This window comes from Solimonas terrae (assembly GCF_011067135.1).
In the GTDB taxonomy this organism is placed as follows: Bacteria; Pseudomonadota; Gammaproteobacteria; order Nevskiales; family Nevskiaceae; genus Solimonas; species Solimonas terrae.
In genome coordinates, this window is the sequence record NZ_JAAMOW010000003.1 from 76,302 (window position 1) to 101,244 (window position 24,943).

Here is a 24,943-nt window from a genome sequence, read left to right on the forward strand (position 1 = left end):
GCGCCGTGTTGTGGCTCTGCCTGCATTTTCCGCGCTTGCCGGTCGAGGCGCTCGGCTTCGGCGATCCGCTCGATGTCGTCACCGATCAGCGCGGCGCCAGCCGCTGGCTGATCACCGCCGCGCCTGGTGCCGGCATCGGCACGCCGCTCGGTGCGGCGCTGTCGCTGCAACCGGGCTTGCGCGCCCACGCACGCAGCCACAAGGCCGAGCAGGCGGCGCTGCAGCAGCTTGCGCACTGGATTTATCGCTACGGCAGTCCGGTCCATGCCGAGATGCGCGATCTCGCGGAAGTCGGCCGCGTGCCGCAGGCCTTGCTGTGGGTCGAGATCGCTGCGAGCCTGCGCCTGTTCGGCAGCTATCGCGCAATGCGCGAGCGCCTGCGTGGCGATCTCGCCGAGCTGCAGCAGCATGCGCAGCTGGCGGTGGCTCCGACACGCGCGGCGAGCGCGCTGTTCGCATGCCTGCAGGACGGCATCGCCATTCGCGAGCCGGCGCAGCTGCAGGACCGGCTCGCGGCCTGGCCGACGGCGGCCTTGCCGTGGCCGCGCGCGCAGCTCGATGCGCTGCAGGGTGTCGGTCTGCGCCGGATCGGCGATCTGCTGGCCGTGCCGCGCGCCGCGTTCGCACGCCGCTTCGGCGCTGCGCGCCTGCGCGAACTCGATCAGCTCTGCGGACGTGCCGCCGAACCCGGCGTGGCGATCGTGCCGTCCACCGGATTCCGGCGGCGCTTCGATCTTGCCGCCGAGATCGAGCAGGTCGAGGCGCTGCTGTTTCCCTTGCGCCGGCTTGCGTTCGAACTGCAGGCCTGGCTGCGCGCGCGCGACGTCGGCCTGCGCGCGGTGCGGCTGCTCTGCCTGCACGCGCAGCAGCGCCGCTCGTCCTTCGTCCTGCGCTTCGGCGATGCACATCGCGATGGCTCGCGCATCTTCGACGCGCTGCGCGAGCGCCTGCTGCGTGCGCCGCTGGGCGCGGCGGTGCGCGCACTGGAACTGCGTGCCGAAGACATCGCCGAAACCGAGGTGCCGCAGACCGATCTGTTCGAGGCCGCCGATGCCGGCGGCGACTGGACGCGCGCGATCGAGCGTGTCGCAGCTCGGCTCGGCGAGTCGGCGCTGTGGACGCCGGCGATTCACGACGAATACCGTCCCGAGCGGGCCTGGCGACGTGCCGATGCGAATCTGCCGCTCGACGTTCCTCACCGGCCGCGCCCGCTGTGGCTGCTGCGCAAGCCGCTGCCGCTGCCGACGCCGGACTTGCCGGATACACCGCCCGAGCGCATCGAAAGCGGCTGGTGGGATGACGCCGATCAGCGTCGCGATTACCACGACATCGAATGGCAGCATGCGCGCGCCTGGGTTTACCGCGAGCGCGACAGCGAACGCTGGTTCCTGCACGGGCTGTGGGCGTGACGGCGCCGGATGACGCCCGCGCCCGAGCCGCGATCCGGCGCATGAATCCGGGCTACGCGGAACTGCATGCCGTCTCCGCGTTCAGCTTCCGGCGCGGTGCGTCGATGCCGCAGGAGCTGGTCGAGGCCGCGACTGCGCTCGGCTATCGCGCGCTGGCGCTGACCGACGAATGCTCGATGGCCGGCGCGGTGCGTGGCTACGAGCGGATACGAGACTATCGCGAATGCGCGCAGGCGCATGCCGAGTTGCTGGTCGGCTGCGAATGGAATCTCGATGACGGCCTGCGTTGCGTCGCGCTCTGCGAAGACCAGGCCGGTTACAGCGCCGTGTGCCGGACGATCACGCAGGCACGCCGCGCGACGGACAAGGGTGCGTACCGGCTGACGCGCGCCGACTTTGACGCGCCGCTGCCCGGCACCAGCCTGCTGTGGATACCGCGCGGCGTGAACGAACTCGACGAACTCGCCTGGCTGCGCGAGCGTTACGGTGGACGCCTGTGGATCGCAGTCGAGCTGCATCGCGATGGTCGCGATGCCGGGCGACTCGCCGGCCTGCAGGAACTTTCCCGGCGTTTCGCGTTGCCGCTGGTCGCCAGCGGCGACGTGCACATGCACTGCGCTGCGCGCCGCGCGCTGCAGGACGTGATGGTCGCCCTGCGCCATCACCGCCCGGTCGAGCGCTGCGGCACGCGTCTGTTCCCGAATGGCGAGCGCCATCTGCGCACGCTCGCCGATCTGCAGTCGCTGTATCCGCACGCGCTGCTGGCCGAGAGCCTGCGCGTCGCCGAGCGCTGCGCCTTCCGCATCGAGCAGGTGCGCTACCGGTATCCGAAGGAAGTCGTCGGCGCCGGCCACACGCCCACCAGCTGGCTGCGACACCTGGTCGTGCAGCGCCTGCCGCGGCGCTGGCCGCACGGTTGTCCGCCAGCGATCCGCGCGACCATCGAGAAGGAGCTGGCGCTGATCGCCGAAAAGGAGCACGAGCCGTTTTTCCTGACGGTTTACGACATCGTCGAATACGCGCGCAGCCGCAACATCCTCTGCCAGGGCCGCGGCAGCGCGGCGAATTCGGTGGTCTGTTACGTGCTCGGCATCACCGAGGTCGATCCGGAACGCAACCAGCTGCTGTTCGAGCGTTTCATGTCGCGCGAGCGCGACGAGGAGCCGGATATCGATGTCGACTTCGAGCACGAGCGGCGCGAGGAGGTGATCCAGTACGTGTTCGACAAATACGGCCGCGATCGCGCCGCGATTGCCGCGACCGTGATCGGCTATCGCACGCGTTCGGCGCTGCGCGATGTCGGCCGCGCGCTCGACATCGGCGAGGAGGTCGTCGATCGCGTCGCCAAGTCGCTGGCCTGGTGGGACGATCCGGACGAACTCGGCGAACGCTTGCGCGCGGTCGGTGTCGATCCGCAGCTGCCGCGCATCCGGCGCTGGCTGGCGCTCGCCGGCACCTTGATCGACGGCGGCTTCCCGCGCCATCTGTCGCAGCATGTCGGCGGCTTCGTGATTTCCGACGGACCGCTGCATGAGCTGGTGCCGGTCGAGAACGCGGCCATGCCGGATCGCACGATCATCCAGTGGGACAAGGATGATCTCGAAACCCTGGGGTTGCTGAAGGTCGACGTGCTCGCGCTCGGCATGCTCAGCGCGCTGCGCCGCATGCTCGAACAGCTGCACGCGTTCGGTGACGACGCCGTCAGTTACGAAAGCATCCGCGATCATGGCTGCGACGAAGACCCGGACACGCGGGCGACTTACGAGATGATCTGCCGCGCCGATACCGTCGGCGTGTTCCAGATCGAATCGCGCGCGCAGATGTCGATGCTGCCGCGGCTGCGCCCGAAGTCCATGTACGACCTTACCGTGCAGGTCGCGATCGTGCGGCCGGGACCGATCCAGGGCGGCATGGTGCATCCGTACCTGAAGCAGCGGCACAAGCCGCCGGAGACGATCGAATATCCGCTGGGTCCGGGCGATCCGATCCGCAGTGTGCTCGGCCGCACGTCCGGCGTGCCGATCTTCCAGGAGCAGGTCATGCAGATCGCGATGGTCGCGGCCGGCTTCACCGCGAGTCGTGCCGACGCCCTGCGCCGTGCGATGGCGGCGTGGAAGCGCAACGGCCACGTCGACCGGTTCCGCGAAGAGCTGACGGCCGGCATGAAATCACGCGGCTACAGCGACGAATTCGCGGCGCGCATCTTCAGGCAGATCGAGGGGTTCGGTTCCTACGGCTTTCCGGAAAGCCACGCGGCGAGCTTCGCCCTGCTTGCATACAAGTCGGCGTGGCTGAAGCGGCACCGGCCGGCGGCATTTGTGTGCGGCCTGATCAATGCCCAGCCGATGGGGTTTTATCCGGTCTCGATGCTCGTCAGGGAAGCGCAGCGCAGCGGCGTCGACGTGCGCGCGGTCGATGTGCGGTACAGCCGCTGGGATTGCCATCTGGAACGCGACGCGCAAGGCCAGGCCGCGATCCGCCTCGGTCTGCGCCTGATCCGTGGCTTCAATGCCGAAGCGGCGCAGCGTCTCGAAGCCATGCGGTCGGCAGGCCCGTTCGCGACCATCGACGATCTTGCGCGCCGCGCCGCATTGAGCGCGCGTGAACTCGATGTACTGGCCAGCGCCGACGCGCTGCAGGCGCTGGCCGGCCATCGCTTCCAGGCGCGCTGGCAGACCCGCGGGCATGCGCACTTGGGCGGCGTGCTGGCCGGGGCCGATCTGCCCGACGAGGCCGTTGCGCTTGCCGCACCAAGCGAAGGCGAGGACGTGCTGGCCGATTACCAGTCCACGCACCTGAGTCTGCGCCGGCATCCGACGGCGCTGCTGCGGCCGCGCCTCGATCGCCATCGGGTACTGCCGAACGAGCGTCTGCGTGGAACCGCCGACGGCAGTCATGTGCGGGTCGGCGGCATCGTCATGTTCCGCCAGCGGCCGGGCTCGGCGAAGGGCACGATGTTCATCACGCTGGAGGACGACACCGGTATCGTCAATCTGATCGTGCGGCCGCCGCTGATCGAGGCGCAGCGCGAGGCGGTGGTCGGCGGCAGTTTCCTGCTGGCACGCGGCAGGCTGCAGAAACAGGGTTCGGACGAGGACGGCTGGATCATTCATGTGATCGCCGAGGAATTCGCCGACCGCTCGCACTGGATCGCCAGGCTGCCGTACCTGTCGCGTGATTTCCACTGACCCCCTACAGCGCCAGATAGCCTCCCAGCATCAGGCCGGCGATGGCGACCAGCACCGCAATCACGATCGCCGCTTCGCTGCGGTACCCCGGTGGCAAGGCATCACGCGGCAGGCTGCGCACATAGGCGCGATGCTGCCAGGCTCCGATCAGGATGGTGATGCTGCCGAGCAGCACCAGCGCGACACCGAGCGCGGCCGAAGGCCGGACCGCGCCGGGCAGGGTGATCGCAGCCGGATGATCGAGCGCGAACAGGCGCAGGACCAGGCCGAAGCGCTGGACGACGAAGCCGAGCGCGATGATCGTCAGGCCGGTGCGCAGCCATGCGAACAGGGTGCGCTCGGCGGCAAAGAACACGCGCGGATCGTTCATCGCATGAGCATAGCCCGTCGGTATGGCGGTTGCCCCCCGGCGCGCGGACTGCCGCCTGGCGAACCGTTCGGCGTTATCCACAGGCCGTTGATCACTTCTGAGGATCGCAAGTGCGCGCGAGGTTCCCATAATCGTTCATCGATCGGGCAGGGCGCGTTCATCATGGCCAGCGAACTTTTCAGCAGCAGCGGATTCATCCCGCACGGCTATTGCCTGGCATGGGACCCGATGCTGGTGTTCGCCGAGGTCGGCGCCGACGCGCTGATCGCGCTGTCCTACTTCTCGATTCCTTTGGCGCTGATGGTGTTCATCCGGCGCAATCCCAGTCTGCATTTCAACTGGGTGTTCATGATGTTCAGCACGTTCATCTTCGCCTGCGGCGCTGGCCATCTCATCGATATCGTCAACATCTGGCATCCGATCTACCGGATCGAGATTTCGGTGCGGATCATCACTGCGACCGCATCGATCCTGACCGCGGTCATGCTCTGGCCGATGCTGCCGAAAGCGACGGCGCTGCTGCGCTTCAATTCGGCGGCCGGCGACTCCCTGCGTCGCATCAACGAGGAACTGCAGCGCAGCCACGATGCGCTGGCGGAGAGCCACGAACGCTTTCGCCTGACTCTGGAGAACGCGCCGATCGGTCTGGCAATCGTCGGGCTTGATGGCCGTTTCAAGGACGTCAACCCTGCGCTGCACGAGATGCTCGGCTATTCGGAGCGCGAGCTGCTCGGCATGACCTTCCAGGACATTACCCATCCGGACGACCTCGCCCGCGATATCGAATACGTCGAACAGCTGCTGCGCGGCGACCGCGACCGTTACCGGATGCAGAAGCGCTATTTTCATCGCTACGGACACACGATCTACATTCAGCTCGATGTCTCGATCCTGCGCACTTCGGACGGCAAGCCGCTGCATTTCATTTCGCAGATCCAGGACATCAGCGGCCGCATCGCACACGAGGAGGTGCTGCAGCATCGTGCCCTGACCGACGAGCTCACCGGCCTGCCCAACCGCCGCGCGTTTCTCGACGAAGCAGCGCGCATTCTCAATCGCACGCGGCGCTCGGGCGAGCCGGTCGCCGTGCTGATGATCGACCTCGATCGTTTCAAGTCGATCAACGATACCTATGGCCACGCGGCCGGCGACCGCGCGTTGCGTGCGATGAAGGCGGTCGTCGAGCCGCGCCTGCGCGCCGGCGATCTGTTGACCCGTCTCGGCGGCGAGGAATTCGGCGTACTGCTGCCAGCCACCGCGGAACCGGCCGCCCAGGAAATCGCCGAGCGCATTCGCTGCGCGATTGCCGACGCGACGCTGCGCAGCCACGATGGCACAGCGATACACCTCACGGCATCGATCGGTCTGGCCGTCGTCGGCCCGGGCGAGTCGATCCACGATGCGCTCGGTCGCGCCGACGGCGCGATGTATTGCGCCAAACGTGACGGCCGCAATCGCCTGGTCGCCGCGCGCCAGATTGCATAAATCGCGGCGCAGGCGCACCGTGGTCCACTGCCTTGCGAGGCACGACCACAGAGAACATCGATGGAATCTCAATTCAAAGTAGGCGATATCGTCATCGATCGCGAAGGTGGTCTGCGCATGAAGATCGCCGCAGTCGACAAGGCGGCCGGCACCGTGCGCTGCACCTGGACGCGCGGCCCAGCCAAGCATTCGCGCAGCTTCGCGCCCGATGCGCTGATCATGCGCGCCGCGAAGGCAACGCCGGCGAAATAGGGCGGCGATCTGCCTGTCGCCGCTTTGCCGCCGGACGCATTTGGGCGCAAACTGCCACTCCATTCGCTACCGAGTTTCGCCATGCCGTTTCCCACCGGCTGTAGCGATCACGATTTCAGTTTTCTCTACCAGCTGTTCAAGCAGCAATCTCCCAACAGGCCGTTCGCCGAAGACGAAGCGCGTCTGGTGAAGGCCGGCTGGCTGTGCCGCGATCACACCGGCGGCCTTGCCGTGACCGAGGAAGTGTCGCGGCATTTTCGTGCGGTATGGAAGCCCATCGTGCGCGACATGCCGTCGCGCGGCCCGTTCAACTGAGCGTCGTCGGACGGGCCTCTTCAGGCCATCCAGTCAATGTCGATGCGTTGCAGTGAATGTGCAGCTCTGGAACGGGACCATTCCGGCCTCGTGCCGCATCGCAGTCTCGTCGAGACGGCACCCGGCAAGCGACAGGTCGATGCGACCACACGGAAGACGCGCGTGCAGTCGTTCATGTGTCTGGGTTGCGGTTCGCGCTGGCGTTTCGATCCGCAGCACGGCTGGCAGTCGCTGAGCGTCTGATTCGCCTCACCGGTTTTCGCAGCCAGCCGCGATGATGGGGAGGGCCGACGAGACGCATGTTGAAAAGGGAGCGCCTGGGGAGCATGTGCCGCCGACATGGCACAAATCCGGTACGGCAGACGAAGTGGCGAAAAAGTGACCTTCGCAACTCGTTGAGAAAGTTGGTGGTGATGAGTGGAATCGAACCACCGACCTCAGCATTATGAGTGCCGCGCTCTAACCGTCTGAGCTACATCACCACGTGGGGCGCGCATTGTAGGGAAAACGGCCGGGCGCGTCGAGAACCGCGTTCAGGGCGGCGCGTACAGATAGTCGCGGGTCAGCGGCAGGCGTTCGAGTTGCCGGGTCAGCTGCAGGTGAAAGACCGACAGTCCACCCCAGCGGAACGAGGCTTCGCTGGCGTGCAGGTAGAACTCCCACATGCGACAGAAGCGCTCGCCCAGCGTATCGGCAAAGTGCTGGCGCTCGGCCTGGAAACGGCGGGTCCAGTGCGCAAGTGTCTGTGCGTAGTGCAAGCGCCAGACTTCGAGATCGTTCAGCAGCAGGCCGCTTTTTTCGATCACGGCCAGGGTTTCCGATGCCGCCGGAATGTAGCCGCCGGGAAAGATGTATTTGCGGATCCACGCGTTGCCGGTGCCGGGTGGCGACAGCCGGCCGATGCTGTGGATCAGTGCGGTGCCGTCGGGCTTGAGCAGTTCGTGTACGCGCCGGAAGAAGGTCGGATACTGCGGACGGCCGACGTGCTCGAACATGCCGACGCTGACCACGGCGTCGAATGCGCCCTCTGTGTTGCGGTAGTCCTCGAGCCTGAATGCGATGCGATCGGCGAGGCCGAGCGTGTCGATGCTTTCCTGCGCGATCGCGAGCTGTTCGCTGGACAGCGTGATGCCGGTGACATGCACGCCGTGATGCTGCGCCAGGTGGATCGCCAGTCCGCCCCAGCCGCAACCGATGTCGAGCACGCGGGCACCGGGCTTCAAATCCAGCTTGCGGGCGATCAGTGCGCACTTGGCCTGCTGTGCTGCCTCCAGCGTCAGCTCCGGCTGCGCGAAGTAGGCGCAGGAATAAAACATGCCCTCGTCGAGGAAGCGCCGATAAAGGTCGGCGTCAAGGTTGTAGTGATGTTCGACGTTGTGCTGGCTGGCGAGCGGATTGTTGAGTTCCATCATCTGCGCCAGCAGTGCACGGACGCGACGGCCCTTCATGCGGTGTTCGAGGTTGTCCTCGAACTTCAGGCCGACCTCGAGCACGCGCAGCAGATCGCCATCGGCCGGTTCCCAGCCTTGATCCATGTAGGTCTCGCCGAATTTGAGCGACGGCCGGACGAGGATGTCGCGCAGCACGCTGGCGTCGCGCAGCAGCACCCTGGCGTGCGGCTCGCCGCGACCCAGGGTCCAGGTCTCGTCGCCGGCCACGAATTCCAGGGTGCCGCCGTCGAATCCGCGACCGATCGCGTCGAGCAGCAGCTGCATCGTGGATTTCAAAGAACCTCCCTCGAGCGCCTGCGCGCTTCCGTGTGCTTTCTCTGAATGTCCGGGCCCGTTCATGTGAACCGGAGCGCTCGCACCATAATACCGGCAGCTTGCGCGCAGCTGAGCGGCCAGGGGGCGCAACGCAAAACGCCGGCGCGAGGCCGGCGTTTCGGGGCAGCGATGCCGCTGGTTACACGTTGAAGCGGAAGTGCATGACATCGCCTTCGTGAACGATGTATTCCTTGCCTTCCAGGCGCCACTTGCCGGCTTCCTTGGCGCCGGGTTCGCCCTTGTACTGGATATAGTCGGCGTAGGAGATGACCTCGGCGCGGATGAAGCCCTTCTCGAAATCCGTGTGGATCACGCCGGCCGCCTGCGGCGCGGTGGCGCCGACCTTGACCGTCCACGCGCGGACTTCCTGCACGCCGGCGGTGAAATAGGTCTGCAGGCCGAGCAGGGCGTAGGCGCCGCGAATGACGCGGTTGAGACCGGGTTCTTCGAGGCCCAGATCCTTGAGGAATTCGAGCTTGTCGGCCTCGTCGAGCAGCGCGATCTCGGCTTCGATCGCCGCGCACACCGCGACCACCTGCGAGCCTTCGTTCGCCGCGTATTCCTTGACGCGCGTCAGATAGTCGTTGCCGTTCTTCAGTCCGGCCTCGTCGACATTGGCGATGTACAGCGCCGGCTTGCCGGTGATCAGGTGCAGATCGCGCAGCTGCAGCTTTTCCTCGGGCTCCAGCGCCAGCGAGCGCGCCGGCTGGCCGCTGTCGAGATGCGCCTGCATGCGCTTGAGCAGCTCGTACCTGGCGAGCGCTTCCTTGTTGCCGGACTTGGCGGTCTTGGCGAGCCGCTCGGCAGCCTTGGTGACGCTGTCGAGATCGGCGAGGCCGAGCTCGGTGTTGATCACTTCGATGTCGCGGATCGGGTCGGTGCTGCCGGAGACGTGAATGACGTCCGGATCGTCGAAGCAGCGCGTGACGTGGGCGATCGCATCGGTTTCGCGGATGTGGCCGAGGAACTGGTTGCCGAGCCCTTCGCCCTTGGACGCACCGGCCACCAGGCCGGCGATGTCGACGAACTCGACCGCCGCCGGCAGGATGCGCTGCGGCTTGACGATCTCGGCCAGCGACTGCAGGCGGGCGTCCGGCACGCCGACCGCACCGACGTTCGGCTCGATCGTGCAGAACGGATAGTTCTCCGCGGCGATCTGCTGCTTGGTCAGCGCGTTGAAGAGGGTCGACTTGCCGACGTTCGGCAGACCGACGATGCCGCATTGAATGCCCATGATGGTTCCTTACTTCAACGCCCCGCCGGACGGCGGAACGGGTTTGGTGTGCAGTTGTGTCACCGCGCGCTCCCAGCCGCGAGCCAGCCAGGTCTCGACGGCGCCGCCGGCGTCATCGAAGGCATCGAGAATCGCGGTCTCGTCGTTCTTGGTGGCGCGGCCGAGCACGTAATTGAGCACGAGATTCTTGTCGCCGGGATGGCCGATGCCGATGCGCAGCCGCAGGTAGTCCGCGCCGAGCACCTTGTGGATGTCGCGCAGGCCGTTGTGGCCGCCGTGGCCGCCGCCGGCCTTGAGCCGCACGGTGCCGGCCGGCAGATCCAGCTCGTCGTGGGCGATCAGGATCGACGCCGGCGCGAGCTTGTAGAAAGCACTCAGCGCCTGCACGGCCTGACCGCTGCGATTCATGAAGGTCGACGGCTTGAGCAGCAGCACATCGCGGCCACCGAGACTGATGCGTGCGAGTTCGCCGTGGAATTTCGATTCCGTGCGGAACGACACGCCGGCGCCGGCCGCGAGCCCGTCAACGAACCAGAAGCCCGCGTTGTGACGCGTGCGCGCGTATTCGGCGCCGGGGTTGCCGAGGCCAACAATGGCGTGCAGATCGGAACTGGGCATGGTCGTGCTCAAAGAAAAACCGCTCGTCCCGGGAAGAGACGAGCGGTTTCAAGTCTGTGCCGCGGGTCGTGCGGATGCGCCGCACGCGGCTCAGGCTCTTACTTCTTCTTCTCGTCCTTCTTGGCGTCGGCAGCGGCCGGAGCGGCAGCGGCGTCAGCAGCCGGAGCGGCTTCGGCGGCTTCTTCTTCGATCGCACCGCGCGGCAGATGCACGGACGCGACCGACTGGTCGTTGTCGTGCTTGAGCTGCACCAGCGTGACGCCGGACGGCAGCTTGAGCTGCGAAAGGTGGACCGACTCGTTCACTTCGAGCGCCGACAGATCGACCTCGATGAACTCCGGCAAATCCTTCGGCAGGCACTCGACTTCGACCTGGTTGAGCTGATGCTCGACGATGCCGTTGCCGGTCTTGACGCCCGGCGCGATGTCACCGCCCTTGAAGTGCAGCGGCACATGCATGTGCAGCAGCTTGTCGGCAAGCACGCGCTGGAAGTCGGCGTGGATCGCGTAGCCGGTGACCGGATGACGCTGCAGGTCCTTGAGCACGATCTGCTCGCTGGAATCGCCCATCTTCAGGGTCAGGATGTGCGAATAGAACGCTTCGATCTTCAGGTGCTTGAACAGCTCGTTGCCCGACACGCTGATCGCGGTCGGCTCATTGGTGCCACCGTAGACGATGGCCGGAACCTTGCCCTCGCGACGCAGGCGGCGGCTCGCACCCTTGCCCTGATCTGCGCGGGGTTCCGCGACAACAACAAAATTCTCTTTCATGGAAATACTCCGAAAAATCCGAAAAACAGCAGACCGCCGTCCGCGACCAGACGACGGGGCGCGGATTGTACAGAAAGCCGGGCGAAAATGCTGCCGGGGCGGGGTTTTGCGCCGGGGCGGTGCGGGGCTCCCGATCAGGGGCCTTTGAGGAAGATCGGGTTGCCGAGCGTGGTCCGTGACGTCAGATCGCGGGTCTCGATGCGCCAGAAGGTGCCGAGCGGACCTTCCGTTCCCGGCTGGCGCGTGGCGGTGATGGTGCTGGTGAACGGATCGCCGGTGATCGGCACGACGCGCACCGGCACCCCGTTTTCGATGTAGCTGAGCAGTTGGCCCTGACCGCCGGTGACGACGGTGCTCAGGGTGACCGGCTCGCCGGCGGCGACCGTCAGGGTGTCACCGAACATGCCGTGCCGACCGTCGGCGGTGGTGGCGGTGAACGTCAGTGCCGGGCTGCGATCGACGCCGCGCGTGCGCACGTAGACATGGCCGGCCTGCAGGCCTTCGCTCAGGGCCGCGCGCGACAGTTCACGGGCATAGACGGCGGTCGCGCTGCTGCCCCAGCCGGCGCGCTGGCGCTCGGCATCGGTGGCCTCGACGCCCTTGGAGTCCGAACCGCTGACGCCGGTGATCTTGTGGCCGGCGCGCAATTGCTTCTCCCAGAGCTGGATCGCGGTGGTCATGAACGGGTTCTCGATGGTCGGCTGCGACAGCGGCAGGCCCAGATCGGATGCCGTGGTCAGCACCGGGCCGTTGAGGATTTCCATGGTGTCGACCCGATCCCAGTCGATCTGGTCGCCGAGCTGGAAGTAGCAGCCGCGGCAGAAGTTCGAGAACAGCGGTGGCGGGAAGCTGGTCGGATGGTTGATCTGGAACAGCGCGCCGTCGGCTTTCACCGCCTTCTGGATGTCGCCGATCCTGACGTCCTCGAAGCCGTGCCGGTACTCGGCCAGGTGCGGCGTTTCGCCGTGGCTCATGACGTGGCCGTAGTAGGTGATGATCTCGCGGCCCGGCCAGATGACGAGATCCGGATTGGCGCGCTGCACGGCGCCGAGCGTGCGCCAGTGCTCGGTGGTCACGTATTCGGTGACCATCAGGAAGTCGAGCTTCGCGGCCCGCGAACGTGCGACGAACTCGTCCCAGTCCGGCGCGTTCGGATTCGAGTGATAGGCGTGCATGTGCATGTCGCCGTAGTACCAGCCGGGCGCGGCATTCGCGATGTGGGTCTTGTCGACCGGATCGTCGGCTGGTGTGCTGCCGCCGTCGCCGGCCTTGCATTCGATCTTCAACGTCCAGTCCGCGCCCTGCGGCGAAACCGCGCCGACCCCGAGATCCGCATACCAGACACCGGGTTCGATCTTGCCCGGCAGGTAGCCGCGCTCGGCGCTGTCCGCCTGCACGAAGATCGGTGACTGATTCTTGTCGATGCGGCCTTCGCGCGAACCGCTCCAGCCGCGAAAGCCCACGGCATCGCGATAGCCATGCTGGTCCCAGAGGCCGAGATCGAGCGTGGTGGCGACGAAGCCGCCGATCTCCGGCACCGACGACAGCGAGGGCTGGTGTTCGGTCCAGCCGTAGCTCATCTCGATGCGGCCGACGCCGGTGGCGACACGAAACGGATGCACGGAATAGGTCTTGGCGTCGGCCGGTGCGACGCTGCCGTCCAGCTCGATCGTCGCGCCGTCGGCGGCGCAGACCGGAACGTCCCCTTCGTGCGGCGGCGCGGGATCGCTGATGGCCGGTGCGCCGCTTTCGCCGCAGGCGGCGAGCGACAGGCAGCACAGCGCCAGGATGCGAAGCTTCATCGTGCGCATGATGCGTCCCCCACGCGTCATTGCGATGACTGGAGTGCCATTGGAAGCCGCTGCGTGGGCGTAGCGAGCGATGGCAGGTCGGGCGAGGACGGAGCGCAGAAGCCGCAGCGTACAAAAGTACGTGAGGACTTCGAGCACCACCCGCGCCCGAGATGCCGAGCGCAGCAGCCCACGCAGCCGTTTCTAGTCGACGTACAGCGAGCTGACCGATTCTTCGGCCGAGATGCGACGGATCGTTTCGGCGAGCAGGCCACTGATCGACAGCTGGCGAATCTTCGGGCAGGCCGCGGCCGCGGCCGACAGCGGAATCGTGTCGGTGACGACCAGTTCGTCGAGTTCGGAATTGCTGATGTTGCTGATTGCCGGGCCCGACAGCACGGCGTGCGTGACATAGGCGACGACCTTGATCGCGCCTTCTTCCTTCAGGGCGGCGGCGGCCTTGCAAAGGGTGCCGGCGGTGTCGACGAGGTCGTCGACGACCACGCAGGTGCGGCCGGACACGTCGCCGATGATGTTCATCACGCGCGACTCGTTCGGCTTCGGGCGGCGCTTGTCGATGATCGCCAGCTCGGCATCGTCGAGTCGCTTGGCGACCGCGCGGGCGCGCACCACGCCACCGACGTCGGGCGCGACGACGATCAGGTTCTCGTACTTGCGGCGCCAGATTTCGCCGAGCAGCACCGGGCTGGCATAGACGTTGTCGACCGGGATATCGAAGAAGCCCTGGATCTGGTCGGCGTGCAGGTCGACCGTCAGCACGCGGTCGGCGCCGCATTCGCCGATCATGTCGGCGACCACCTTGGCCGAGATCGGCACGCGCGCACTGCGCGGACGACGATCCTGGCGGGCATAGCCGAAGTAGGGGATGACGGCCGTGACGCGGCTTGCCGACGAGCGCTTCAGCGCGTCGAGCATCATCAGCAGTTCCATGATGTTGTCGTTGGTCGGCACGCAGGTCGGCTGCACGACGAACACGTCGCGGCCACGCACGTTGTCGAGAATCTCGATCTGGATCTCGCCATCCGAGAACTTGCCGACCATTGCCTGGCCGAGCGGCATCTTCAGATAGCCGGCGATGTCCTGCGAAAGTTTCGGGTTTGCGTTGCCCGAGAACAGCATCAACTTGTGATCGACCATGCGTGCGCCTGCGATTTCTCTCGTGGGTGCTGCGTAAAAATTCAGCGATCAGGTGCCGCGCTCGGTCGCGACGAAACCCGCACGGTCGGCAACTCCGCGCTTCGCGATGAAGAATTGGTTGGGGCGGATGGATTCGAACCACCGATTGGCAGGATCAAAACCTGCTGCCTTACCACTTGGCGACGCCCCAACGACGTCCGGACCGGGCAGTCCGCGTCCGAACGGGCGCGCATTATATCGGATGCCCGCGTCCTGTCGGCCACCGCCTGTGCCAGTAGTGCGCATGGTTCAGGAGCGCGCGATGGCGTCGAGCAGCGGTGAGCGGTTGCGGCCCTGCGCGATGAAGTGCGGCCACGCCGACGGCAGCTGCGCGGCCAGTGCCTCGGCGTCGCTGCGCTGCGCAAATGCCGCGAACAGGGAGGCGCCGGTGCCGGACATGCGCGCCCGCGGTGTGCGTTCCCGCAGCCATGCGAGGGCTTCGCGCACCGCCGGATAGCGTGCGCAGGTGGCGGCTTCGCAGTCGTTGCGGCCGTGGCCGGCGATGAAATCGGCGAATTCGATCGGCTGGTGATCGCGCGTCAGTTCCGGCGCGCGGAAGATTTCCGCAGTGCTGACCGCGACCGGTGGCGTCACGACCAGGTAGTGCGGTTCGTCGATCACGACCGGGCGCAGGCGTTCGCCGACACCTTCACCCCAGGCGGCGAGTCCGCGCACGAACACCGGCACATCGGCGCCGAGGCTGAGGCCGATGCGGGCGATCTCGTCGTTCGGCAGGCCGAGATTCCACAGGCGATTGAGCGCAATCAGCGTGGTCGCCGCGTTGCTGGAGCCGCCGCCGAGACCGGCGCCGAGCGGAATGCGCTTTTCGACGCGGATGTCGGCGCCGAGATTGGCGCCCGAAGCGCGGCGGATCGCACGTGCCGCGCGTAACACCAGATCGTCCTGTTCGGCGAGGCCTTGCGGGGCGCCGCTGCGCGTGAACTCGCCGTCGCCACGCGGCACGAAGTACAGGGTGTCGTGCAGATCGATGAACTGGAACAGGGTCTGCAGCTCATGATAGCCGTCGGCGCGGCGGCCGGTGACATGCAGGAACAGATTGAGTTTGGCCGGCGCCGGCCACGCGAACGAGGCCGTGAACGGGCCTGCAGCCGGCATGGGAGTCTGGGTCATGGAAACGTCGTCACGGCGTACGCGCGCCGAAAACCGGGAAGGCGCGCAGTTTACGAGGACGGCGGGTGTCCGCGCGAGGTTTCGATGTCGTGCCACTCGTCGGCGATCAGCTTGAGCGTGATCTGCCCGTTCCTGGCTTCGAAGCGGCGCGGCAGATCCAGGTTCAGGACCTGCTGGTAATCGCCGTAGTTCAGGGTCCAGCCGTCCTGCGTCAGCGTCGCGAGGCGGCCCTGCGCATCGAGCTCGATCTGCGCCGCGGTGTCGGGCGCCGGCAGGCCGAGCACCCACCAGCGCAGACCATCGATCGGGAAGGTCCAGCCGGCGCGCTGCAGCAGCCAGGCCTGCGGATCGTTCGTGTGTTCGGTGCCGTCCTTGGTGCGGATCTCGACATCGTGCGGCGTGCCGTCGATCGCGACCGCGCCGGCGCCGAACGGCCCCGCGATGCGGATGTTGAAGTGGCCGTCTTCGAACTGCTGCCAGCGCAGATCGGCCTTGACGCCGAGGCGGGAGGCGGCGCGGCCGTTCAGTTCGAAGTGCGTGATCGCCGCCAGCTCGTCGCGATGCGCGCGCCAGCGCGCGTCGATCTGCGCCTGATCGACCGGCGCCGACGGCAGGTTCGCACAAGCGCTGCACAGGGCCAGCAGCGCGACTGCCGCGCCCCGAACGATGCGAAGACGAATCATGGTGACGGTTTGCGTGCCGGGCGCATGCCGCTCAGTGCCTCGCGGCCCTCAAGACGTCGGACGCCGTCGAGGGTTGCACGAGCGCTCAACGTTCCAGGCGCTGCACGGTCTCCTTCAGCACCGGGTGGTCAGGGCTCTCGCTGAGCGCGTGGTTCCAGATGTCGCGCGCCTCGTCCTTGTGGCCCTGCGTCCACAGCACTTCACCGAGGTGCGCGGCGACTTCCGGGTCGGGGAAGTCGGCGAACGCGCGCTTCAGCAGCCGGCTGGCGAGATCGGTGTTGCCGCGCTTGTATTCGACCCAGCCCATGCTGTCGATGATCGACGCGTCGTTCGGATCGAGGCTCAGCGCCTTGCCGATCAGCTCGTGTGCCTCGTCGAGACGATTGGTATGTTCGGCCAGCATGTAGCCGAGCGCGTTCAGCGAGCGGGCATCGTCCGGCTGTGCGGCGATCACGGTGCGCAGGTCCTTCTCGGCGTCGTCGATCTTGTCCATGCGTTCGTAGACCAGCGAACGGCTGTACAGCAGATCGGCGTCGTTCGGCTGATCCTTCAATGCCGCGTTGAGCACCGCAAGGGCCTCGTCGTACTGCTGCGCGTCGAGCAGCAGCTCGGCTTCGGCGAGCGTGAAGCGCGGTGCGAACTGCGGGAAGTTGTCGCGCAGCGACTGCAGCTGCTGACGCGCGGCGTCGAGATGACCGAGCTTGGCGAGCATCGCCGACTGGTGCAGCACGGCATCGATCACCTGGTTGCCGTGATCGACCCGGCCGTAGTACTGCAGCGCCGTCGCGTAGTCGCCCTTGAGTTCGTACAGCCGGCCGAGCTGGAAGGCCGCGTCCTCGCTGCGCTCGCCTTCGAGCAGCGGCTTCAGGTAGTTCTCGGCGGTGTCGTAATCCTTGTCGTTGATCGCCATCACTGCCAGCGCGAACATCGCGTCGCTCTGGTTCGGCGTGTGCTTTAGGATCTTCTGCAGCTGCGCGCGCGCCGGTTCGCGCTGATTCGATTCGAGCAGCAGTTTGGCGTAGGCCAGCCGCATGTCGTCGGCCTTCGGATCCTTCTTCACCAGCTTGTCGACCGCCGCATCGGCTTCGTCGATGCGGCCGAGCTTGGCCAGCACGCCGACTCGCAGCAGCTTCTCGTCGCGATCATCCGGCGCCATCTTCAGTGCCTGCTGCGAGGCGCTGTCGGCGATGTCGTCCTTGTTGAAGCGCAGTGCGACCAGCGTCACCGCATGCGGCGCGCCGACATTCTTCGGGTATTGCGCAGCGAGTTGCTGGATCACGCTCATCGCCGCGTCACCGTCTTCCGGCGACGCCTGGCTGAGGATCGACGCCGCGATGCGCAGGCCTTCGTCGATGCCGCCGGAGTGACCTTCGACGATCGCCTGGCACTGCGCGGTGGTCGTCGCCAGATCGTGGTGGCTGAGCGCGACGCGCGCGATCACTTCACGTGCGTCCATCGAGGTCGGATCGATCTGCAGCCAGCGCTGCGCTGCCTGCAGGGCCAGCGCTTCGTCGTGCGCGGCAATTGCCAGTGCCGTTGCGCGCTGGGCCAGATCGGCGTCGTCGACCGACTGCAAGGCGGCGACGAATTCGCGCGCCGCGATTTCCGGCTGGTGGCGGCCGGCCGCCATTTCGCCGGCCATCACATGGAACTGCGCTTCGGCGCCGGCCGAGCTTTCCGGTGCGCTGGCCGGGGCGTCGGCGTCCGTCGCGACCGGCGGCGTGGCGGCCTGCGGTGGCGGCTTGCCGGCGGCCAGTGCAGTGCCGGCGACAAGCAGCAGGCTGAGACCGGAATGGCGGATCAAGGGGAACAAGCGCATGGGAGCGGATCGGGCAGGCTGTGTATGAAAGACATTATGCGCGCAAGCAGGTTCCGCGTCGCCGCGGAGGGCCGTGCAGATGCCATGGCGCGGCCCTTGCTGGCGTAGAATAAGCACCAGTTTCAGCCCAGATAGCCAATGGCCCTCGTCACGCTCGGTCTCAGCCATCATCGTGCGCCCGTGGAGGCGCGCGAACGGCTGGCCTTTACCGAGGCCGATCTGGCGGCCTCGCTGACGCGTCTGCGGGCGCTGCCCGGCATCGACGAGGCGGCGATCCTGTCGACCTGCAACCGCACCGAGATCATGACCGTCGCCGGTCTCGATTCGGAGCCCCGGCTGGTCGAATGGTGGCGCCGCGAGCGTCAGGCGCCGGAAGGCTATATCGAGAAATTCGCCTACACGCACCGCGATCTCGGCAGCATCACGCACAGCCTGCGGGTCGCGGCCGGCCTCGATTCGATGGTCGTCGGCGAGCCGCAGATCCTCGGCCAGATGAAGGATTCCTATGCGCTCGCCAGCGAAGTGAAGGCGATCGGCCCGGTCCTGTCGCGGCTGTTCCAGCATTCGTTCTCGGTCGCCAAGCTCGTGCGGTCGCAGACCCAGGTTGGTGCGCATCCGGTGTCGGTCGCCTACGCTGCCCTGCAGATGGCCAGGCGCATCTTTGCCGATCTCAAGGGCCAGACCGCGGTGCTGATCGGCGCCGGCGAAATGATCCGCCTGGTCGCGCAACACCTGCAACGTCACGGCGTCGGTCGCATCGTCGTCGCCAACCGCTCGCTGGAGCGGGCCGAACGCCTCGCGCGCGAAGTCCACGGCTACGCGATCAGCCTGCACGATCTGCACACCTACCTGCCCGATGCGGACATGGTGATCGCGTCGACCGCGGCGCGCGACTTCGTGCTGCGCGGCGAGCAGATGGAACGCGCGGTGAAGTCGCGGCGTCGCAAGCCGGTGCTGATGATCGATCTGGCGGTGCCGCGCGACATCGACCCCCGGGTTGCCGCGCTCGAGGACATCTATCTCTACACGATCGACGATCTGCGCGCGGTGATCGCGGAGAATCTGAAGCTGCGCGAGGAAGCGGCGCGGCAGGCCGAACTGCTGATCACCACCCAGGCGCAGCAGTTCACGCGCTGGCTGGAAAGCCGTGATGCCGGCAACACGATCCGCATGCTGCGTGCGCAGGCGCGCAGCAGCCGCGACGACGTGCTCGACAAGGCGCGTCGCAAGCTTGCCGCCGGCGAGCCGATCGAGGAGGTGCTCGGCTTCGTCGCCGACACGCTCAGCAACAAGATCCTGCACGCGCCCTCACAGGTGCTGCGCAAGGCCGATGCGGTCGAGCAGGCCATGCTGCTCAACACCGCGCGCAAGCTGTTCGATCTGCCCGACGACGAACCTTAGCGGCGTGGCCACTGGTGCGGCGCCCCGCAGCCCGCTTTCGTCCCGGCTGCGCATTCCCATATTTTTTGAACTCATGAAACAAAGTCTTCTTGCGAAGCTGGAAGCGATGGCCGAACGCCGCGAGGAGCGAACCGGGGCGGTAGCGGCTTGCCTGGGCTTGGCAAGCCGCCCGGTGAGCGCCCGCCGCGGTGCGGCGGGCCAGCTTCGGAGCGGCCGGTTGACGATCCACTCGATGACGCAAGCATGAAAGCCTCTTTGCTGCAGAAACTGGAAGCGATGGCCGAACGCCGCGAGGAAGTCGCGCGCGAGCTCGGCGATGCGGGCGTGATCGCCGACAACGACAAGTTCCGGCGCCTGTCGCAGGAATACGCGCAACTCGGTCCGCTCGCCGAAAGCTATGTGGCCCATCGCGACGCGACGCGTGCGCTCGCCGATCTCGACGTCATGCAGCGTGATGCCGACGCCGACATCCGCGCGATGGCCGAGGCCGAATGGCCGGAAGTGCGCGCGCGCATCGAGGCGCTGGAAGCCGAGCTGCAGGGCTACCTGGTGCCCAAGGACCCGCTCGACAACAACAACGTCTTTCTCGAAATCCGTGCCGGTACCGGCGGTGACGAGGCGGCGATCTTCGCCGGTGACCTGCATCGCATGTATTCGAAGTACGCCGAACTGCGCGGTTGGCAGGTCGAGGTCCTGTCGGCCAACGAGGGCGAACACGGCGGCTACAAGGAAATCATCTCGCGCGTGATCGGCTTCGGCGCGTACTCGCAGCTCAAGTACGAGTCCGGCGCGCATCGCGTGCAGCGCGTGCCGGAAACCGAGGCGCAAGGCCGCATCCATACGTCGGCGGCGACCGTCGCGGTGTTGCCGGAAGTCGAGGAATCGCAGATCACGATCAATCCGGCCGATCTGAAGTTCGATACCTTCCGCTCCAGCGGTGCCGGTGGTCAGCACGTCAACAAGACCGAGTCGGCGATCCGCGTCACGCACGTACCGACCGGTGTCGTCGTCGAATGTCAGGAAGAGCGGTCGCAGCACAAGAACCGCGCCAAGGCGCTGGCCCTGCTGCAGGCACGCCTGTCCGAGGCCGAGCGCGAGAAGAACGCCAGCAGCCGCGCCGCCGAGCGCAAGAAGCTGGTCGGTTCCGGCGATCGCTCCGAGCGCATCCGCACCTACAATTTTCCGCAGGGCCGCGTGACCGATCACCGCATCAATCTGACGCTGTACCAGCTCGAACGCGTGATCGTCGGTGATCTCGATCCGGTGATCCAGCCGCTGCTCGCCGAGGCGCAGGCCGAAGCGCTCGCCGAACTGGGCGACGCGTGACCATCGGCGAGGCCCTGATGCAGACGCAGGCCGCGGTCGCGGCCGTCAGCGACAGTGCGCGCCTCGATGCCGAGCTGTTGCTGGGCCACGTGCTCGGCCTGTCGCGCACGCAGCTGCGGCTGCGACACGACCAGGCCCTGGATGAAACGCGCGGTCTGCGGCTCGCGACGTTGACCGAGCGGCGCTGCGGCGGCGAGCCAATCGCCTATCTGCTCGGCGCGCAGGGATTCTGGAGCCTCGATCTCGAAGTGAACGCCGCCGTGCTGGTGCCGCGGCCGGAGACTGAACTGCTGGTCGAATGGGCGCTCGAACGGCTGCCGGTCGGCGAGACGCGTCGCGTTGTCGATCTCGGCACCGGCAGCGGCGCGATCGCACTGGCGATCGCCGTCGAACGTCCGCAGGTGCAGATCAGTGCCAGTGACATCAGCGCCGACGCGCTGGCGGTCGCGTGCCGCAACGCCGCGCGTGTTGCCGCCAGTGTCGATTTCCACGAAGGTCGCTGGTGGCAGCCATTCGCCGCCGCGCGCTTCGATCTGGTGGTATCGAATCCACCCTACATCGCGGCCGGCGATCCGCATCTGGCGGCGCTGGGCCACGAACCCGCGCTGGCACTCAGTGACGGCGCAGACGGCCTGCAGGCGCTGTGCGAGATCATCGCCGGCGCGCCGGCGCAGCTGCGGCCGAACGGCTGGCTGCTGCTCGAACACGGCCACGATCAGGGCGCCGCGGTGCGTGCGTTGCTGAGCGCGGCGGGCTTTGATTCCGTCAGCACGCGCCGCGATCTCGAAGCGCGCGAGCGGGTCAGCGGCGGGCGGTGGCGATGAGCGACTTCGCACGCTACAGCCGCCAGGTCGTCCTGCGCGAAGTCGGCGTCAATGGCCAGCAGCTTTTGCGCGATTCGACGGCGCTGGTGATCGGTCTCGGCGGACTCGGTGCGACGGCGGCCAGCCACCTTGCGGCGGCCGGCATCGGCCGCCTGCTGCTCTGCGATCGCGATCGTGTCGAGCTCGGCAATCTGCAGCGCCAGGTGTTGTACCGGCAGGGCGATGTCGGACGCGCCAAGACCGAGGCCGCACGCGCGCAACTCGCGGCGCTGAATCGCGATGTCGAGATCGAAACCTTCGATGCCGACGCTGGCCTGGCGGCGGTGCGCGATGCCGATATCGTGCTGGATTGCACCGACAACTTTCCCGCGCGTTACGCGATCAACCAGGCCTGTGTCGCGGCCCGTCGGCCGCTGGTGTCCGGCGCCGCGATTCGCTTCGAAGGTCAGCTCGCCGTATTCGACGGCGTCGGCGGTGCCTGCTATCGCTGTCTCTACGCCGACGACGGCGAGGCGGCGGAAACCTGCGAGGAGGCCGGCATCCTCGGTCCGGTGGTCGCGACCATCGGCAGCCTGCAGGCACTCGCGGCGCTCAAATGGTTGCTTGGTCGGCGCGATGACGCCGGCAAGCTGCAGACCTGGGACGCGCTGCAGATGCAGTGGCGCGTTCACCGCATTCCCGCCGATCCGGATTGCCCGGTCTGCGGCGGCCCCCATCGTGGAGACAAGCAATGACCGATGTTCTGGTGATGCCGCGCCATCTGGCGATTCGCATCCTGCACGAGGCGCAGATCGCGCAGCCCGAGTCGATCCGCGGCGTGGTCGCCGCGCGCGCCGGCGAACCCGCTGCCTTCCTGAAAAATCGCGATGCCGTTGCCGACGGCGATGCCTTGTGGGCGAACCTCTGGTCGCATCCGCAGGCCGAGGCGATACCGCTGACCAGCGAATTGCGCGACGGCTTGCTGAGTCTGGTGGTGTCGCTCAATACCAAGGGCGTACTGGAAATGCGGGCCTGGCGCCTGATCGCCGGCACGGCGCAGGAACAGGTGCTGAAGATTCGCGATTGAACCTGGAGCTGTCGCGATCTGCCGACGCTCTGTTGTCGATTTCCCCCGCCCGCCGCGGACAGGGACGCCCTGTGGCGCCGGGCTTTTCGCGGCGCCCCATCGGCCGGGCAGGATGACCGGCCGATTCGTCATCGCGGCACGGATGCCGCGTCGACGATCGTGCCGAACAAGAGCGCAAAGGCCTGCCAGGCCACTCGGCCGCTGCGTGCCTGCCGACGCGCCAGGCGCCGGGCAAGTAACGCGCAACACAGGCCTGGCGATCGTCGAACCGCTGCAGTTCGACCTACGCGCGCGACACCGGCCAGGGATCGGCCCAGGCCGGAATCTTCATCAGGTCGTCGAGCCAGCGGACGATGTTCGGAAACGTTTCGAGCGGCATTTCCGATGCGCGCCAATCGCAGGCCATCGACGCCAGCTGGAAGTCGGCGATCGTCAGCCTTTGACAGGCGACGTGGCTGCGGTCTTCGAGGTGTGCGTCGAGCACGGCCGCGAACTTGTGCAGCGATTTCACCTTGGGCTTGAGCGCTTCGCGATCGGGCGCGCCGATGCCGAAGGTCGACTTGACGATGTGCTCGAAATAGAACGGGCCGACTTCCTGCGCCCAGTGGCAGTCGTTCCACGACAGCCAGCGCAATACCTGGACCTGTTCGGCCGGTGTGTGCGCCGGCCACAGATCGGAGCCGGTCTTGATGCAGAGGTAGGCCATGATTGCCGAGGCTTCCCAGAGCACGGTGTCGTCGTCGACCAGGGTCGGCGCTTTCATGTTGGGATTGAGGGCGGCGTATTCCGGTGCCCGCAAGCCACCGGCCATCAGGTCGACTTCGATGCACTGCGCCTCGACGCCGAGATATTTGATCAGCGCCAGCACGCGCCGCGGCGCCTGCGCCTTGATCCAGTAGATTTTCATTGCCGCACGTCTCCGCTTGTCAGGGATGCATGACCTGACGACGAACGAGCGTCGCCGAAATCGACAGGCTGTGGTTCAGGGCGCGTCCGGCGAACGTGCGCGACGCTGGCGCAGTGCGATGACGATGTGCAGCGCCAGTGCGGTGGCCGCGCCCAGCCCGATCAGCCAGTGCGCGGTTGCCGTCCAGTCGCGCAGGCGATCGCCGCCGCCGTAGTACAGCAGCAGGCCGCTCAGCAGCAGGAACGCGACGCAGCCGAATACGCTGCCGCCGCTGTAGCGATGACGACGCTGGTGCCAGGCGCGGCGGATGTGGATCGGCCAGAGCACGCCGAAACCCCAGACTGCGGCCATCGCCAGCACGCCGTGCACGACCAGCCACCAGTGCTGCAGCCAGTGGTGTTCCGGTCCGAACTCTGCGGTGACGCGCACGAAGTGTTCGAAAACCAGCCACAGCATGCCGCTGGCGGTGACGCCGCCGGCGAGCAGGTAGACCCAGAGTTCGTAAGCCTTCGGCAGTCTCGCCGGCAGGCCGTGGTGTGCGGCGTTACGGTTCATGGCCGCGCATCATAGGGTGTCGGCCGGCACCGGCTCCACGGCGACGCCATCGTCGGTCGCCAGCTCGACGACGCGCGCGGCGCACTGATCGAGCAGTGCGGCGGCAGCCGGCCGTGCGGCCCAGACGATCTTGGTCAGGGCATCGGCATTCATGCAGCTGGCGGCGATGACGCTCACGCTGCCGCGCCGGCATTGCGCACTTCGATCGCGACCGTCGCGCAGGGCGCGCGGCTGGAAGTAGTGGCCGCTTGTGGCGCAGGCGGCGTCGCGCAGGCGTACCACACGGGCGAGCCCGGTCGGCGCGCGCGGATCGCGCAGCGCGATGGTCTGTTCCTTGCCGAAGCAGGCGAGGTCGCCACCGGCATTGACGCAGGCGCTGCCGGCGCCGGCGGCGCGCAGCACGGCCAGGGCCTGATCGACGGCGTAGCCCTTGGCGATGCCGCCGAAGTCGAGCCACACGGCTTGCCTGAGGCGAACGTGCTGATCGGCCAGCAGCTCGACGACGCCGAAGTCGGTGTTCGCGTCCGGCGCGACCAGGCTCGCAGGCTCGGGCAGCAGGCCGTCACGTACCAGCGCTGCCGCGACGGCCGGATCGAAAACGCCGCCGCTGCGCGTCCAGAAATCGCGCGAAGCGACGAGCACGTTCCACAGATCGGTGCCGACGCGTTGCGCGCCGTGCATGGCGCTGCGATGCAGCGTCTGCAGCTCGCTGTCCGGCCGGTGAAAGCTCAGTGCCTGTTCGACTTCTTCGATACGCGCATAGGCGGCGTCAATGGCGCCGGCGAGCGCGTCGTCGGCGAGGCCGCTGGCCTCGACGCGCACGAGGCAACCCATTGC

The 24,943-nt window shown here is 67.0% G+C and carries 24 protein-coding genes and 2 tRNA genes; 11 read left to right on the forward strand and 15 right to left on the reverse strand.

Annotated elements, in window-relative coordinates:
• The first annotated feature begins 5 nt into the window (after nucleotides 1–5).
• Both G7Y85_RS06320 and G7Y85_RS06325 read left to right on the forward strand, forming a co-directional pair.
• The gene (locus G7Y85_RS06320) at nucleotides 6–1,409 is read left to right on the forward strand and encodes a Y-family DNA polymerase (RefSeq protein WP_166253628.1); all 1,404 of its coding nucleotides are present in this window, start codon (nucleotides 6–8) and stop codon (nucleotides 1,407–1,409) included.
• Nucleotides 1,410–1,450: 41 nt separating this feature from the next.
• A complete protein-coding gene (locus tag G7Y85_RS06325) occupies nucleotides 1,451–4,597 on the forward strand; it encodes an error-prone DNA polymerase (protein ID WP_166253631.1) in 3,147 nt (1,048 codons plus the stop codon).
• Nucleotides 4,598–4,601: 4 nt separating this feature from the next.
• Here the strand turns inward: G7Y85_RS06325 and G7Y85_RS06330 are convergent, their stop codons facing one another.
• On the reverse strand, nucleotides 4,602–4,967 hold the full coding sequence (locus G7Y85_RS06330; protein WP_166253633.1) for a YidH family protein: 366 nt from the start codon (nucleotides 4,965–4,967) through the stop codon (nucleotides 4,602–4,604).
• Nucleotides 4,968–5,129: 162 nt separating this feature from the next.
• On the opposite strand from G7Y85_RS06330, the gene G7Y85_RS06335 reads away from it, so the two are divergent.
• The 4 genes from G7Y85_RS06335 (at nucleotide 5,130) to G7Y85_RS06350 (ending at nucleotide 7,262) form a co-directional block, all read left to right on the forward strand.
• Complete coding sequence (locus tag G7Y85_RS06335; protein WP_166253636.1) at nucleotides 5,130–6,452, forward strand: GGDEF domain-containing protein; 1,323 nt, start codon at nucleotides 5,130–5,132, stop codon at nucleotides 6,450–6,452.
• A gap of 60 nt (nucleotides 6,453–6,512) precedes the next feature.
• Nucleotides 6,513–6,704, forward strand: coding sequence for a hypothetical protein (locus tag G7Y85_RS06340; protein ID WP_166253641.1), 192 nt, complete (start codon nucleotides 6,513–6,515; stop codon nucleotides 6,702–6,704).
• Nucleotides 6,705–6,785: 81 nt separating this feature from the next.
• Nucleotides 6,786–7,019 (forward strand): hypothetical protein, encoded by a 234-nt coding sequence (locus G7Y85_RS06345; protein WP_166253644.1) that lies wholly within the window; start codon nucleotides 6,786–6,788, stop codon nucleotides 7,017–7,019.
• A 90-nt stretch (nucleotides 7,020–7,109) separates the two neighbouring features.
• The gene (locus G7Y85_RS06350) at nucleotides 7,110–7,262 is read left to right on the forward strand and encodes a hypothetical protein (RefSeq protein ID WP_166253647.1); all 153 of its coding nucleotides are present in this window, start codon (nucleotides 7,110–7,112) and stop codon (nucleotides 7,260–7,262) included.
• A 162-nt stretch (nucleotides 7,263–7,424) separates the two neighbouring features.
• Here the strand turns inward: G7Y85_RS06350 and G7Y85_RS06355 are convergent.
• The 11 genes from G7Y85_RS06355 to G7Y85_RS06405 all read right to left on the reverse strand — a co-directional run bounded on the left by G7Y85_RS06355 (nucleotide 7,425) and on the right by G7Y85_RS06405 (nucleotide 18,027).
• Nucleotides 7,425–7,501, reverse strand: a tRNA-Met gene (locus G7Y85_RS06355).
• Nucleotides 7,502–7,552: 51 nt separating this feature from the next.
• The gene (locus tag G7Y85_RS06360; protein ID WP_206675518.1) at nucleotides 7,553–8,746 is read right to left on the reverse strand and encodes an SAM-dependent methyltransferase; all 1,194 of its coding nucleotides are present in this window, start codon (nucleotides 8,744–8,746) and stop codon (nucleotides 7,553–7,555) included.
• A gap of 178 nt (nucleotides 8,747–8,924) precedes the next feature.
• Nucleotides 8,925–10,019 (reverse strand): redox-regulated ATPase YchF, encoded by a 1,095-nt coding sequence (ychF, locus tag G7Y85_RS06365; RefSeq protein ID WP_166253650.1) that lies wholly within the window; start codon nucleotides 10,017–10,019, stop codon nucleotides 8,925–8,927.
• 9 nt (nucleotides 10,020–10,028) lie between these two features.
• Nucleotides 10,029–10,637, reverse strand: coding sequence for an aminoacyl-tRNA hydrolase (pth, locus tag G7Y85_RS06370; protein WP_166253654.1), 609 nt, complete (start codon nucleotides 10,635–10,637; stop codon nucleotides 10,029–10,031).
• A 98-nt stretch (nucleotides 10,638–10,735) separates the two neighbouring features.
• On the reverse strand, nucleotides 10,736–11,407 hold the full coding sequence (locus G7Y85_RS06375) for a 50S ribosomal protein L25/general stress protein Ctc (RefSeq protein WP_166253657.1): 672 nt from the start codon (nucleotides 11,405–11,407) through the stop codon (nucleotides 10,736–10,738).
• A gap of 134 nt (nucleotides 11,408–11,541) precedes the next feature.
• On the reverse strand, nucleotides 11,542–13,209 hold the full coding sequence (locus G7Y85_RS06380) for a CehA/McbA family metallohydrolase (protein ID WP_166253660.1): 1,668 nt from the start codon (nucleotides 13,207–13,209) through the stop codon (nucleotides 11,542–11,544).
• A gap of 192 nt (nucleotides 13,210–13,401) precedes the next feature.
• The gene (locus G7Y85_RS06385; RefSeq protein ID WP_166253663.1) at nucleotides 13,402–14,355 is read right to left on the reverse strand and encodes a ribose-phosphate diphosphokinase; all 954 of its coding nucleotides are present in this window, start codon (nucleotides 14,353–14,355) and stop codon (nucleotides 13,402–13,404) included.
• A 115-nt stretch (nucleotides 14,356–14,470) separates the two neighbouring features.
• Nucleotides 14,471–14,545, reverse strand: a tRNA-Gln gene (locus tag G7Y85_RS06390).
• A 98-nt stretch (nucleotides 14,546–14,643) separates the two neighbouring features.
• Nucleotides 14,644–15,525 (reverse strand): 4-(cytidine 5'-diphospho)-2-C-methyl-D-erythritol kinase, encoded by an 882-nt coding sequence (gene ispE, locus G7Y85_RS06395; RefSeq protein WP_241696046.1) that lies wholly within the window; start codon nucleotides 15,523–15,525, stop codon nucleotides 14,644–14,646.
• Between the two features lie 50 nt (nucleotides 15,526–15,575).
• Nucleotides 15,576–16,208 (reverse strand): lipoprotein insertase outer membrane protein LolB, encoded by a 633-nt coding sequence (gene lolB / locus G7Y85_RS06400; protein WP_166253666.1) that lies wholly within the window; start codon nucleotides 16,206–16,208, stop codon nucleotides 15,576–15,578.
• An 85-nt stretch (nucleotides 16,209–16,293) separates the two neighbouring features.
• On the reverse strand, nucleotides 16,294–18,027 hold the full coding sequence (locus G7Y85_RS06405) for a tetratricopeptide repeat protein (RefSeq protein ID WP_166253669.1): 1,734 nt from the start codon (nucleotides 18,025–18,027) through the stop codon (nucleotides 16,294–16,296).
• Between the two features lie 138 nt (nucleotides 18,028–18,165).
• On the opposite strand from G7Y85_RS06405, the gene hemA reads away from it, so the two are divergent.
• The 5 genes from hemA (at nucleotide 18,166) to G7Y85_RS06430 (ending at nucleotide 22,644) form a co-directional block, all read left to right on the forward strand.
• Entirely contained in the window at nucleotides 18,166–19,428 is a 1,263-nt protein-coding gene (hemA, locus tag G7Y85_RS06410) for a glutamyl-tRNA reductase (protein WP_166253672.1), read from the forward strand.
• Nucleotides 19,429–19,671: 243 nt separating this feature from the next.
• The gene (gene prfA, locus G7Y85_RS06415; RefSeq protein WP_166253675.1) at nucleotides 19,672–20,754 is read left to right on the forward strand and encodes a peptide chain release factor 1; all 1,083 of its coding nucleotides are present in this window, start codon (nucleotides 19,672–19,674) and stop codon (nucleotides 20,752–20,754) included.
• Nucleotides 20,751–21,578: a peptide chain release factor N(5)-glutamine methyltransferase gene (prmC, locus tag G7Y85_RS06420; RefSeq protein ID WP_366514924.1), complete on the forward strand. Its 828-nt coding sequence runs from the start codon at nucleotides 20,751–20,753 to the stop codon at nucleotides 21,576–21,578. Before prfA ends, prmC begins: the two co-directional genes overlap by 4 nt.
• Nucleotides 21,575–22,312: a HesA/MoeB/ThiF family protein gene (locus tag G7Y85_RS06425; protein ID WP_166253677.1), complete on the forward strand. Its 738-nt coding sequence runs from the start codon at nucleotides 21,575–21,577 to the stop codon at nucleotides 22,310–22,312. The genes prmC and G7Y85_RS06425 overlap by 4 nt, the downstream gene beginning before the upstream one ends.
• Nucleotides 22,309–22,644 carry an MPN domain-containing protein gene (locus tag G7Y85_RS06430; RefSeq protein WP_166253680.1) on the forward strand — a complete coding sequence of 112 codons (336 nt, stop codon included), beginning with the start codon at nucleotides 22,309–22,311 and terminating at the stop codon, nucleotides 22,642–22,644. Before G7Y85_RS06425 ends, G7Y85_RS06430 begins: the two co-directional genes overlap by 4 nt.
• 283 nt (nucleotides 22,645–22,927) lie before the next feature.
• On the opposite strand, the gene G7Y85_RS06435 is transcribed toward G7Y85_RS06430, so the two are convergent.
• The 3 genes from G7Y85_RS06435 to G7Y85_RS06445 all read right to left on the reverse strand — a co-directional run bounded on the left by G7Y85_RS06435 (nucleotide 22,928) and on the right by G7Y85_RS06445 (nucleotide 24,928).
• Nucleotides 22,928–23,551, reverse strand: coding sequence for a glutathione S-transferase family protein (locus G7Y85_RS06435; RefSeq protein WP_166253684.1), 624 nt, complete (start codon nucleotides 23,549–23,551; stop codon nucleotides 22,928–22,930).
• A 75-nt stretch (nucleotides 23,552–23,626) separates the two neighbouring features.
• Nucleotides 23,627–24,106 (reverse strand): hypothetical protein, encoded by a 480-nt coding sequence (locus G7Y85_RS06440; protein ID WP_166253687.1) that lies wholly within the window; start codon nucleotides 24,104–24,106, stop codon nucleotides 23,627–23,629.
• Between the two features lie 9 nt (nucleotides 24,107–24,115).
• Nucleotides 24,116–24,928, reverse strand: a complete 813-nt coding sequence (locus G7Y85_RS06445; RefSeq protein WP_166253690.1) for an FAD:protein FMN transferase — start codon at nucleotides 24,926–24,928, stop codon at nucleotides 24,116–24,118.
• Between the last annotated feature and the right edge of the window lie 15 nt (nucleotides 24,929–24,943).